General features: G+C 70.5%; 11 protein-coding genes. 5 read left to right on the forward strand and 6 right to left on the reverse strand.

Going from position 1 to position 12,125, the window contains the following annotated elements:
- The first annotated feature begins 69 nt into the window (after positions 1-69).
- Entirely contained in the window at positions 70-261 is a 192-nt protein-coding gene (locus ACIQD6_RS17460) for a DUF1059 domain-containing protein (protein WP_401883370.1), read from the forward strand.
- 45 nt (positions 262-306) lie between these two features.
- Here the strand turns inward: ACIQD6_RS17460 and ACIQD6_RS17465 are convergent, their stop codons facing one another.
- Positions 307-1,152, reverse strand: coding sequence for a VOC family protein (locus tag ACIQD6_RS17465; protein ID WP_401883372.1), 846 nt, complete (start codon positions 1,150-1,152; stop codon positions 307-309).
- Positions 1,153-1,343: 191 nt separating this feature from the next.
- Between ACIQD6_RS17465 and recQ the strand changes: the two genes are divergently transcribed.
- Complete coding sequence (recQ, locus tag ACIQD6_RS17470; RefSeq protein WP_401883374.1) at positions 1,344-3,293, forward strand: DNA helicase RecQ; 1,950 nt, start codon at positions 1,344-1,346, stop codon at positions 3,291-3,293.
- Positions 3,294-3,356: 63 nt separating this feature from the next.
- Here recQ and ACIQD6_RS17475 read toward each other — a convergent pair whose 3' ends face one another.
- A complete protein-coding gene (locus ACIQD6_RS17475) occupies positions 3,357-3,932 on the reverse strand; it encodes a histidine phosphatase family protein (protein ID WP_401883377.1) in 576 nt (191 codons plus the stop codon).
- A 178-nt stretch (positions 3,933-4,110) separates the two neighbouring features.
- On the reverse strand, positions 4,111-5,547 hold the full coding sequence (locus tag ACIQD6_RS17480) for a PLP-dependent aminotransferase family protein (protein WP_401883378.1): 1,437 nt from the start codon (positions 5,545-5,547) through the stop codon (positions 4,111-4,113).
- On the opposite strand from ACIQD6_RS17480, the gene ACIQD6_RS17485 reads away from it, so the two are divergent.
- A complete protein-coding gene (locus ACIQD6_RS17485) occupies positions 5,546-6,475 on the forward strand; it encodes a DMT family transporter (protein ID WP_401883380.1) in 930 nt (309 codons plus the stop codon). The two genes, ACIQD6_RS17480 and ACIQD6_RS17485, sit on opposite strands and share 2 nt — an antisense overlap.
- Positions 6,476-6,522: 47 nt before the next feature.
- On the opposite strand, the gene ACIQD6_RS17490 is transcribed toward ACIQD6_RS17485, so the two are convergent.
- Entirely contained in the window at positions 6,523-7,737 is a 1,215-nt protein-coding gene (locus tag ACIQD6_RS17490) for a glycoside hydrolase family 10 protein (protein WP_401883792.1), read from the reverse strand.
- 368 nt (positions 7,738-8,105) lie between these two features.
- On the opposite strand from ACIQD6_RS17490, the gene ACIQD6_RS17495 reads away from it, so the two are divergent.
- Both ACIQD6_RS17495 and ACIQD6_RS17500 read left to right on the forward strand, forming a co-directional pair.
- Positions 8,106-8,966 carry a 3-hydroxybutyryl-CoA dehydrogenase gene (locus ACIQD6_RS17495; RefSeq protein WP_401883793.1) on the forward strand — a complete coding sequence of 287 codons (861 nt, stop codon included), beginning with the start codon at positions 8,106-8,108 and terminating at the stop codon, positions 8,964-8,966.
- Between the two features lie 291 nt (positions 8,967-9,257).
- Positions 9,258-9,515, forward strand: a complete 258-nt coding sequence (locus ACIQD6_RS17500; RefSeq protein WP_401883383.1) for a hypothetical protein — start codon at positions 9,258-9,260, stop codon at positions 9,513-9,515.
- 224 nt (positions 9,516-9,739) lie between these two features.
- On the opposite strand, the gene ACIQD6_RS17505 is transcribed toward ACIQD6_RS17500, so the two are convergent.
- Together ACIQD6_RS17505 and ACIQD6_RS17510 are read right to left on the reverse strand one after the other, a co-directional pair.
- Positions 9,740-10,270 (reverse strand): NUDIX hydrolase, encoded by a 531-nt coding sequence (locus ACIQD6_RS17505; RefSeq protein WP_401883386.1) that lies wholly within the window; start codon positions 10,268-10,270, stop codon positions 9,740-9,742.
- 254 nt (positions 10,271-10,524) lie between these two features.
- A complete protein-coding gene (locus tag ACIQD6_RS17510; RefSeq protein ID WP_401883389.1) occupies positions 10,525-11,865 on the reverse strand; it encodes a transcriptional regulator in 1,341 nt (446 codons plus the stop codon).
- Between the last annotated feature and the right edge of the window lie 260 nt (positions 11,866-12,125).

A 12,125-nucleotide genomic window follows, 5' to 3' on the forward strand; every position in this document is an offset into this window, starting at 1 on the left:
CCGAACGCTTGGACGACATCGGCGCCACAGCGGAACGCACAGGTGGATACTGGTACGAGGAGGTGCATCATGCGCAAAATAGCCGATTGTCGCGACTTCCCGAGCGAGACGAAATGCACCCTCGCCATATCCGGCGAGGAGGAGGAAGTGGTCCGCGCCGCCGGCGAGCACGCCGCGTCCGTGCACGGGCACATGGACGGCCCCGAGCTGCGGGAGCAGATCCGCGCCGGGCTCAAGGACGAGATGCCGCAGCACGCCTGAAGGACGAACGCGTGCCTGAAGGACGACCGCGCCGCCCGGGGCGACTCAGCTCTCCCGGCCGCCCCGGGGCTTGGCGCCCACCTGGAAGGTGGTGCCGAAGGGATCGGTGATCTCCGCCATCCGCGCATAGATGGTGTCCTCGGGGGCACTCGCGGTGCCGCCCGCCGCGACGGCCCGTCGGACCGTGTCGTCGGTGTCCGCGACCTCGAAGACCGTCTGCCAGACGGAAGAGGTTGTCGTGGGTACATCCGTCGCGGGTACGCCCATGATGCCACCGATCTCATGACCGTCCGGGCGGCGCAGGAAGCTGAAGTCCGCGTCCGGAAGATCCTCGTTGGCGTCCAGGGTGAAGCCGAAGACCGCCGGGTAGAAGGCCCGCGCCGGTCCCGGATCCGGGGTGGTCAGGTCATTGCGGATCAAGGAGCCCGGCTCGTTCACTGTCTCGCAGCCGGGGTGGGTACGGCCTTGCCAGAGGCCGAAGCGGGCGCCCACGGGGTCCTTCGCGAGTGCCCTGCGGCCCACCCCGACGTCGTGCGGACTCTGGAGCACAGTGCCGCCTGCGCGGGTGACACGCTCGGCGGTGGCGTCGCAGTCCTCGGTGGCGAAGTACATGAGCCAGTGGCCGGGATTTCCTGCCGTGGGGTCGCCGGCGCCGGCGGGCTGCCTGAGCCCCGCGACGGCACGGCCACGCAGGAGACACATCGCGTAGCCGCCGGACCTGGCCGCGACCCCCGTCCCGGTCTCCGCACCACCGGCCGCCCCCGCCGACTCGACACTGAAGTCCCAGCCGAGGAGCGCCCCGTAGAACTCCATCGCGCGATCGAGGTCCGGCACGTCAAGATCGATCCACGTGGGGGTACCGTCCGGCTGATTGCTGGTGACGTAGCTCATCGGTGTCTCCTGTTTCCTGCGGTGCGGGTATTTCCCGCGGTGCGAGGTTGGATGTCCGACGCTAGATCGCATGCAGGTCAGGCCCTGTCCTATATCGGCTTCCCATATCCGTCCGCTTCTCTATCCCTCCGCTTCCGTATCCGTCCGCCTCCCGCACCTTCGGCGTGGCGCGATTCTCGTAGAATCACCGGATGAGCGCTCCCGATTCCGACACCGGCCTCGACACCCGTCCCGACGCCCGTCCCGAGGCCCCTTCCGAGACAGCCGCCGCGACAGGTTCCGAGGCGGTTTCCGAGGCGCCTCCCGGGGCGAGCGAGGCGAGCGAGGCACTGGGTGTCCTGCGCCGCGTCTTCGGATACGACTCGTTCCGCGGGAGCCAGCAGGAGATCATCGAGCATGTGGTCGGCGGCGGCGACGCCCTCGTCCTCATGCCGACCGGCGGCGGAAAGTCGCTCTGCTACCAGATCCCCTCGCTGGTACGGAAAGGCGTCGGCGTCGTCGTATCGCCGCTCATCGCGCTCATGCAGGACCAGGTCGACGCTCTGCGGGCGCTCGGAGTCAGGGCCGGGTTCCTGAACTCCACCCAGGATCTCGACGAACGCAGGCTCGTGGAGGCCGAGTTCCTGGCCGGTGAGCTGGACCTGCTCTATCTGGCGCCGGAGCGGCTGCGTGTCGAGGCGACCGTACGGCTGCTGGAGCGCGGCACGATCTCGCTGTTCGCCATCGACGAGGCGCACTGCGTGGCCCAGTGGGGGCACGACTTCCGCCCCGACTACCTCGCCCTGTCCGCGCTGCACGAGCGCTGGCCCGATGTGCCGCGTATCGCGCTGACCGCGACCGCCACCGAGGCCACGCACGCGGAGATCGCGTCCCGGCTCCAGCTCCAGGACGCCCGGCACTTCGTCGCGAGCTTCGACCGGCCGAACATCCAGTACCGCATCGCGCCGAAGAACGACCCCAAGCGGCAGCTGCTGCAGCTGCTGAGCGCCGAGCACCCCGGCGACGCGGGAATCGTCTACTGCCTCTCCCGGGCATCGGTGGAGAAGACCGCCGAATTCCTGGTGAAGAACGGCGTCTCCGCGCTGCCGTACCACGCGGGTCTCGACTCCCGTGTGCGCGCCGAGCATCAGTCGCGCTTCCTGCGGGAGGACGGGCTGGTCATGGTCGCGACGATCGCGTTCGGGATGGGCATCGACAAGCCGGACGTACGCTTCGTCGCCCACCTCGACCTCCCCAAGTCCGTCGAGGGGTACTACCAGGAGACCGGGCGTGCCGGGCGTGACGGGCTGCCGTCCACGGCCTGGCTGGCGTACGGCCTCCAGGATGTCGTCCAGCAGCGGAAGATGATCGACACCTCCGAGGGCGACGAGGCGCACCGGCGGCGGCTGAGCGAGCATGTGGACGCCATGCTCGCGCTCTGCGAGACGGTCGAGTGCCGCCGGGTCCAACTGCTCGCGTACTTCGGGCAGAAGAGCACCGCGTGCGGCAACTGCGACACGTGTCTGACGCCGGCGGAGTCCTGGGACGGCACGGTGCCCGCGCAGAAGCTGCTGTCGACCGTGGTCAGGCTGAAGCGCGAGCGCAATCAGAAGTTCGGCGCGGGACAGGTCACCGACATCCTGCTGGGCAAGAAGACGGCCAAGGTCATCCAGTTCGATCATGACGCGCTCAGTGTGTTCGGTATCGGTACGGAGCTGCGCGAGGCGGAGTGGCGGAGCGTGGTGCGGCAGCTGCTGGCGCAGGGGCTGATCGCCGTCGAGGGCGACTACGGGACGCTGGTCCTCACGGACGAGAGCGGCGAGGTCCTGGGCGGGCGGCGCCCGGTCTCGCTGCGGCGCGAACCCGAGAAGGCGGCGCGGCCCGCGCGCGAGAAAACGGAGAAGTCGGCCAGGAACCGTGCCGCGCCCGTCGATCTGCCGGAGGAGGCCCTGCCGGTCTTCGAGACGCTGCGGGCGTGGCGGGCCGCTACGGCGAAGGAGCAGGGCGTGCCCGCGTATGTCGTCTTCCATGACGCGACGCTGCGCGAGATCGCGATGCTGAGCCCGTCGAGCCTGTCGGAACTCGGCACGGTGACCGGGGTCGGCGAGAACAAGCTGGCGAAGTACGGGGAGCAGATCCTGGAGACGCTCGGTACGTCGTGATCCACCCGCCGCCCCGGCTCCATCCGAATTTGTTCAGGCACCCGCGTCTCAAGCACTCTCGTCTCAGGCACCCGCGTCGAGACACAGGTTCCAACGGCCGGGGCCGCCCGTCAGGGTGATCGTCGACAGCGGGCGGACGTCCACGTACCAGTACGTCCGGGGCGGCGCCTTCAGCGCGTACACCAGGGCCGCCCGTACGACGGCGGGTTCGGCGACCGCGACGATGGCGGCGACGTCCTCGGCCGGGCGAGTGTCCAGCCAGCCGCCTATCCGGGAGATGAAGGCCAGCAGGGGCTCGCCGCCGTGCGGGGCGGAGCGCGGGTCGGCGATCCAGGCGTCCACGGCCGCCGGTTCGCGGGCCATCACCTCACCGAGGGTGAATCCGCGCCAGCGGCCCATGTCGCAGTCGCGCAGGGCCGGTTGGGCCAGGGGTGCGAAGCCCAGAGCGTCACCGGTGGCGCGGCTGCGCAAGGTCGGCGAGCAGTACCGGAGATCGGCGGCGGCCAGCGGGACCAGGGCATGGGCGACGAGCTGCATCTGGTGCCAGCCGACCTGGTCGAGCGGACGGTCGTCGTCGAAGCGCTCGTCGAACAGGTCCGAGCTCCGCGCGGCGGCGATCAACGTGACCCGAACACTCATGGCCGCGATCGTGGATCCGAAAACCCAGCGGGTCAAGAGGAATCCGACCGGCACAATCGAGTCAACTCGGCTTGTATGAGCGCGACTTGGGATCAACCCTTCTGGACTCTTCTGGAACTCTTCTGGTTGCGGACGGGTGTTCAGTCGCACCGTCAACCAGGCGAGCCGATGCCTCCGCTCACCCGAGCACCTCGTCACACGCCGTACGCAGCCGCCGCACCCCCTCGGCGATCTCGGCGGCGCCCGCCACCGCCGCGAAGCTCAACCGCAGGTGTGCGGCCGGTGGTTCGGCGCTGAAGTACGGGCGCCCCGGGGCCACCGCGACACCCGCGCGCAGAGCGGCCGAGACGATCTCCCGCTCGCAGGCGCCGTCCGGGAGGCGGAGCCAGAGGTGGTAGCCGCCGGACGGGACGTACGGGAGGTCCAGTTCGGGCAGTTCGGTGCGCAGCGCGGCGGCCAGGGTGTTCCTGCGGGTCTGCAACTCGGCGGACACGGTCCGCAGATGACGGTTCCAGGCGGCCGATCCCACCAGTTCCAGAGTGGCTTCCTGGAACGGGCGCGGGACGAAGAAGGTGTCGACCACATGGATGGCGCGCAGCCGCTCCAGGACCGGACCCCGGGCCGCGAGCGCGCCCACCCGCAGGCTCGGGGAGGTCGCCTTGGTGAGTGAGCAGACATGGACGACGACACCGTCGGGGTCGTGTGCGGCGAGTGTCTCGGGCAGCGGGCCCGCGTCCGTGTGCACCATCAGCCGCGCGAAGTCGTCCTCGATCACGAAGGCCCCGAACTCCCGGGCGATGCGCAGCACTTCGGGCCTGCGCTCCGGGGAGAGCACGGCGCCGGTGGGGTTCTGGAAGAGCGGCTGGCACACGAAGACCCGGGCGCCGGAGGCCCGGAAGGCGGCGGCGAGGAGGTCGGGCCGTACGCCGTCGCGGTCCACCGGCACCGGCACCGGCCGCAGCCCTGCGGCGCGGGCGATCGCCAGCGTCCCCGGGTACGTGGGCGACTCGACCAGGACGGGCGCACCGGGCGGGGCAAGCGCCCGCAGCGCGGTGGTCAGCGCGCTCTGGCCGCCCCCCGTGACCAGGACTTCCGCCTCCGTGCGGCTGCCTCCGATCCACCGGGCGAACCAGGCCCGCAGCTCGTGCAGTCCGTCGGCGGGCGGCCTGCTCCAGACGCCGGGCCGCCTGCCCGCCCGCGCCAGGGCCGCGGCCATCGCCTGTTCGGGCTGGAGCGAGGTGTGCAGATAGCCGCCGGTGAACTCGATGACGCCGGGCGGCGGCGCGTCCAGGGTGATCAGGACACCGGAGGCGTCGACGGCACGCGGTACGAGTTCGGTGGCGGCGTCGGCACTGAGGGTGACCTCCTGCCAGCAGGTGTCACCGGGCGCCGGCGTCCCGGTCCGGGCGGGCGCGCGGAAGACCCCGGCGCCGGGGCGGGTCACGACCAGCCCTTCGGACACGAGCCGGGCGAGTGCGCGGGAGACGGTCACCGGGGAGACCCGGTACTGGTCGACCAGCGCCCTGCTCGACGGCAGCTTTCCACCTGGGGAGTAGCGGTTCAATTCCCGCCTCAGGGAATCCGCCAGTTCGGCCACGCTGCTACGCTCTTGCATGACAGCACAGGATAGCGCTACTCCGAACGCAACGATAGCGGTCAACGACGGTACGGGCGGTACGGACGAGACCGCCCGCAGCGGCACGCTCCTCGCCGTGCTGGGCGTGGTGGCCTTCTCCCTCACCTTCCCGTCCACCGTGTGGGGGCTGGAGAGCTTCGGCCCCTGGTCGTTCGTGGCCGCGCGCAGCGCACTCGCCGCGCTCATCGCCGGAGGCTTTCTGCTGGCGCTCCGCGTCCCGGTCCCCGAGCGGCGGCACTGGGGCGGGCTCGCGGTGGTCGCCGGCGGGGTCGTGGTCGGCTTCCCGCTCCTGACAACGCTGGCGCTGGAGACTTCCACCACCTCGCACGCGGCCGTGGTGGTCGGTCTGCTGCCGCTGACCACGGCCGCGTTCGCCGCCGTCCGTACGGGCCGCCGCCCCGCCCGTACGTTCTGGATCGCCGCCCTCGTCGGCGCCGCCGTGGTGATCACCTTCGCGGTCCAGCAGAGCGGCGGGGCCCTCTCCACCGGCGATGTCTACCTCTTCGGCGCGCTGCTGGTGTGCGCGGCGGGATACACGGAGGGCGGCAGGCTGGCCCGGGTGATGCCGGGCTGGCAGGTGATCGGCTGGGCGCTGATCGCGTGTCTGCCGCTCTCGGTGACGGGCGTGGCGGTGGCCCTGGCCTTCGAACCGGTGCACCTGACGGGCCACGGGGTGATCGGACTCGCCTGGGTGGCCGCGGTCTCGACCTTCTTCGGGCTGTACGTCTGGTACCGCGGCATGGCGTCGATCGGCATCGCCAGGGCGAGCCAGCTTCAGCTCGCCCAGCCGGTGCTGACCCTGGTCTGGTCGGTGTTCCTGCTCGGCGAACAGCTCACGCCCGCCGCGCCGGTGGCGGCCGTGGCGGTACTGGTCTGCATCGCGGTCACCCAGCGGGCGCGCGGCTGACGGGGACCGGCCCCCGCCCGTCCCGGCTCAACCCGTCGCGCACCGCCTCAGCCCGCGCCGCCCAGCAGCGGCGCCCGCTTTCCGTAGTGGTCCCTCACCACCCGCGTCATCGCCCCGATCGGATCCGTACCGACTTCCTTCCCCGAGAAGTAGCAGTGCCCGTGCACCCCGGGATACTTCTTGGCGAGGGTGAGATGCCGGGACAGCTCGGCCGGGTCCTGCCAGGCGGCCGGCTGCGCCGGGTCCCCCGCCTTGTAGAGGGCCTCGCCGATGTAGAGATCGACGCCCGTCCCCCGTACCACCCCGTCCCACCAGCGCAGCAGCTTCGCGTAGTCGGCCGCGGCGAAGCCGATGTTCCAGTACAACTGCGGGGCGATGTAGTCGATCCAGCCCTTCTGGACCCACTTGCGGGTGTCGGCGTGCAGATCGTCGTACGTCTGCACGCCCGCCCGCGTGTCGGAGCCGGCGGGATCGGTGGCGATGTTGCGCCACACCCCGAACGGGCTGATCCCGAACCGCACGTCCTTCTTGATCTTCTTGATCCGGCCCGACATCTCCCGAACCAGCCGGTCGGTGTTGTCCCGCCGCCACGCCGCCTTGTTCGCGAAGGCGCCCCCGTAGCGTTGGTACGCCGCGTCGTCCTTGAAGGTCTGCCCGGCGACCGGATACGGGTAAAAGTAGTCGTCCCAGTGCACCGCGTCGACGTCGTAACGCTTGACGGCGTCCAGCATCGCGTCCTGGACGAATTTCCTGACCTCGGGCAGGCCCGGGTTGTAGTACAGCTTCCCGCCGTAAGGCAGGACCCAGCCCGGGTGCACACGCGCGGGGTGTTTCGCGGACAGCCGTGACGGATCGGTGTGGGTGGCGACGCGGTACGGATTGAACCAGGCGTGCAGCTCCAGCCCTCGCGCGTGCGCCTCGCGCACCGCCGTGCCCAGCGGGTCCCAGCCCGGGGCCTTGCCCTGCGTGCCGGTGAGGCACTGCGCCCAGGGTTCGTACGGTGAGGGCCACAGGGCGTCCGCCGTGGGCCGGACCTGGAGCACGACGGCGTTCAGCCTGCGGGCCACCGCCGTGTCCAGGTGCTTGATCAGTTCGGCCTTCTGCCGCGCGGCCGTCAGCCCCGGTTTCGAGGGCCAGTCACGGTTGGTGACGGTCGCGATCCACATACCGCGCAATTCGCCGCGCGAAGCCTGGTGTCCCCCGCCCCCGCCATGCCCCCGGCGCCCTCGATCACGTACCACCGCGGCCGCGTCCCCGGCCATCAGCAGCGAGGCCGCCACCCCCGCAGCGGCCACCCCGAGCTCCCGCCGGCCGATCCGTCCGGCGCCCCGCCCCTCGCCCGGTCTCCCGGCGAGCCCGCCGCCGCGCCCCTGGCCCTGCCCCATGTGCCGCTCCCTGTCGCTCTGTTCCATGCGCCTTCCTTCCCACCGGGGGCGTCCGCACCGGCCGGACCCGGTGCGCACGGACCGCCATCTCCTGCGCACGGACCGCCGTGCCCGCTGAGCATGCCCGCCCCGGCACGTCGTCCACACACCCGGGCGGAGTAACGTCCTGTCCGGAGGCAGGTGCCGAAACACCGGGACGACCTGCCGGGACACGGACCAGCGAAAGGCACGATGTGACCGACACCCTGACCGATATCGCCCGCGTCGGAGTGGTGGGCTGCGGCCAGATGGGCGCAGGCATCGCGGAGGTCGCCGCCCGCAGCGGCCTGGAGGTCATGGTCGCCGAGACCACCGGGGAAGCCCTGGAAATCGGCCGCACCCGGCTTCTGAACTCCCTCTCGAAGGCAGCGGAACGGGGCAAGATCACCGAGGAGGAGAGCGAGGCCGCACTCGGCAGGCTCAGCTTCACCACCGACCTCGGGGAGTTCGCCGACCGCGACCTCGTCATCGAGGCGGTCGTGGAGAACGAGCAGGTCAAGACCGAGATCTTCCAGGTGCTCGACCAGGTCGTGACCCGCCCCGACGCCATCCTGGCCTCCAACACCTCCTCCATACCGCTGGTCAAGCTCGCCGTCGCGACCTCCCGTCCCGACCAGGTCATCGGCATCCACTTCTTCAACCCGGCGCCCGTGCAGAAGCTGGTCGAGCTGATCCCCGCGCTGACGACGTCCGAGGAAACGATCAAGCGGGCCGACACCGTCGTCCGGGAGCTGCTGGGCAAGCACCCGATCCGGGCGCAGGACCGCTCGGGCTTTGTGGTGAACGCGCTCCTCATTCCGTATCTGCTCTCCGCGATCCGGATGTTCGAGTCGGGCATAGCGAGCCGCGAGGACATCGACAACGGCATGGAGCTCGGCTGCGCCCACCCGATGGGGCCGCTCAAGCTCGCCGACCTGATCGGCCTGGACACGGTGGCCTCGGTCGCCGACTCGATGTACGCGGAGTTCAAGGAGCCGCTGTACGCCGCTCCCCCGCTGCTTCAGCGGATGGTGGACGCGGGCCGGCTCGGCCGCAAGACGAACGCGGGCTTCTACTCGTACCCCTGAGCACGCCCACACGTACTTCCGCGCGCCCTGCCCGTACCTTCGCGCGCCCCGCCCGCACTCCGGAGCACTACCGAGCACTCCCGCTCGCGCTCCGGAGTGCGGGCGTGTCTGCTCCGGAACGCCGCCGTCCGTACTTCCGAGTACCCCCCACGCTCGTGATTCGCACGGAGTGTGCGAAGGGCGCTCGCATATGCCATCCACGCACCCTGATGCCCTCCGTCCAGGCGTAGTTGACTCAGTTCCACCCACTCATAGAACTGTCGTACAACATTCCCGAACAGGAGCGGACTCGTGCCCACCGACCCCGATTATTCCGTGGCCGTCGAGAGCCACGCGGAGTTACGCCGCGGCCTCGACGTCGGTCTCGCAAGGACCGACGGCAGACTGGCGCTGCTGGCCCAGCGCAACGACCAGACCGACAAGGATGTGGACGATCTGGCCGCGCGCGTCGCGGCCCTGGAGAACGCCAGGTGGCCGCTGCCCGCCGTGGCCGCTCTCTGCTCAGTCGGAGCACTCGCGGTGACGGTCTGGCAGGGCATCGGTCACTAGTGCCCCTCCTCCCGGCAACGTTTGCCCCGTCGCGACGCCCGGCACGCGCGCTCGCCGCGTTGGCCAAAAGCCCAAGTAGCTCCGCTACAAGGGCTTCCGGCCGCCTTGCGATCACACGCACCGACCGCCGCTCCTTGACGGGCAAACATTGCCGATCGCGGCACTAACACTCACCAGCGCCGAGCCACTAGCTGGGGCGCTCGCGGAACAACCCCGAACTGGATCTAGCCCAGCCTTAAGTGATGGAGCATCAGCAGCCCGGCCGCCATATTGGCGGCCGGGACCTCGCCCCTGGCGATCATGTCGGGCACCAGCTTGAGCGGCACCCACTCCCGGCGCGAGGACTCGAAATCGTCCTCGGGATAGCCGATGAACGTGGCCTCCTCGGCCCAGTAGAGGTGATGGCGGGCGTCGGTCAGGCCGTTGGACGGCTCGACCGTCAGGAGATGCCGGAGCGGTCCGGGGCGCCACCCGGTCTCCTCCTCCATCTCCCGTGCCGCCGCGGTCTCGATGTCCTCGCCGTCCTCGACGACGCCTGCGGCCAGCTCCCAGCCCCAGCTGTCGGTGATGAAGCGGTGCCTCCAGAGCATGAGCACCTCGTTCGCCTCGTTGACCACGGTCGCCACGGCGACCGGACGCAGCCGGATGAGGAAGTGGTCCAGGTGCCGGCCGTCAGGGAGTTTGACGTCCGCCAGGTTGACCTGGAACCAGCGATTCTCGTACACAGTCTGTTCGGTTAGTTTCGTCCACTGCACGTTTCTGCCACCTTCCGACAAGTTGATGGCAATATCGCAGCAGCAGCTCACCTCCACGGGAACGCGTAGGGGGCTCACGGAGGGACCGGTGCAGGGCCTCCGCGAGGCCTCCGTAGGGACTACGAAAGGTCTCCACAGGGACTGCACGGAGACTGTGCGGGTACCCCGCAGGGGCTATGCGATGCCCCCGCGGGGACTACATGGGACTACGGTGGGCGCCGGTCCCGGGGACGATCACGGGCCCCACGGCGGGGTCACAGAGGGAGACTGAGCGCCCCGTCGATCAGTTCGGCCGTTTCCTCCGCGTCGGCGGAACCGCTGGCGACCAGCTGTTCGCGTACCGCGCGCAGCCGGTCCCGCAGTCGCTGGGACTCCATTCCCCTGGCCCGTTCGGCCATCTCCGCCGCCGTCCTCGCGGCGCGGTCGGGTTCACCCTGCCGCAATTCGATATGGCTGAGCATCGCGAGCCGGTGCACGCGCCCGCGGTCGTGCGCCGGTGTGTCCACGGCAGCGGCCGCGTGCACCCGAGCGGCCGTCAGATCACCGAGGCTCAACAGCGCCTCCGCCACCTGTACGTTCACCAGGCCCGGCTGGACATAGCCCGTCTCGTCCGGCTCACCGGCCGGCCGGATACGCTCCGCTTCCGTCTCCGCGAGCCGGATACAGCCGAGCGCGGCGCCGCTGTCGCCGAGATGGGCGTACGCCTTGGCCTGCATCGCGTACAGGTCCGCGGCCAGCGCGGGGGTGATCTGGCGCCCCGCCGTGCGCAGCGCGGCCTCGGCGAACGCGACGGCCTGGCGGTACTCCCCCATGAACAGCGACTGGTTGACCAGCAACGCGATCACATAGGCGCCAAGTCCCCGGTCGCCACTGGCCTTGGCCAGCCGCAGCGCCTGGTGGAAGTAGCGCTGGGCGAGACCGTGGGCGTCGGAGTCGTACGCGCAGATTCCGGCCACCGCGACCAACCCGCCGGTGGACCGGTGCAGTTGTCGTCCCAGGGCGTCGCTGTACCCGCCGCGCAGCAGGGGCGCGGTCTCGGCGTTGAGGAAGCCGACGACCCGGGCGCGGGTGGCGACGCCTCCGGCTCTTCGGTACATCAGTTCGTAGTGCGCCCTCGCCGCCCGCATCAACTTGATGTCGGCCGGGCCGACTCTCGTACAGCCGCTGCGGGAGACGTCGGAGTCCTCCGGAGGGTTCTCCCACTCCCACACGGGCATGATCGCGGGCGTGCCGGTGACGGCGGGAGCCTCGACTATGTGCGGCCGTTGCTGTTCGTCACTGCGCCACAGGGCGGTGGCCCGCTCCACGAATCCGGCGAGCGGTGTGGCGCCCGGCATCAGCGATTCCCCCGCCACGCCGAGCCCGATGTCGTCCAGGGTGAGCGGACGGCGCAGCCGGTCGCTGAGGACCGCGCAGATCAGGTCGGGCACCTGACCGCGCGGCCGCTGGCCCTTCAACCACCGTGATACGGCGGTGTGTTCGTACCGCAACGCGATGCCCCTGGCCCGGCCCGCCTGATTGATACGGGCGGCAAGGCCGGCGTGGGAGATACCCGCCTCGTCGAGCAGGGAATCGAGCAGGCTGTTGGGCTGCATGTGGCCCCTCCGATTACTCGTCATGTCAAGAGTAGCGAAGGGGCAATCGCACGGGGTGTGAACGGAATGCCCTCGTCCGGACCGTGCGCACACTGTCCATCGGACCGTGTGGCCGGTTGACTTGAGTCGCCTCGCTCCGCAACGGGGCCTCCGGGCCACCGGCTCCCCCTCGTATCAGCGCGGTGGCCCGAAACGGCGTGGGGGGGGCCCCCGCCGGCCCCCCCCCCCCCCCCCGGGGGGCCCCCCCCCCCCCCCCCCCC

Source organism: Streptomyces sp. NPDC088400, assembly GCF_044753355.1.
In the GTDB taxonomy this organism is placed as follows: Bacteria; Actinomycetota; Actinomycetes; order Streptomycetales; family Streptomycetaceae; genus Streptomyces.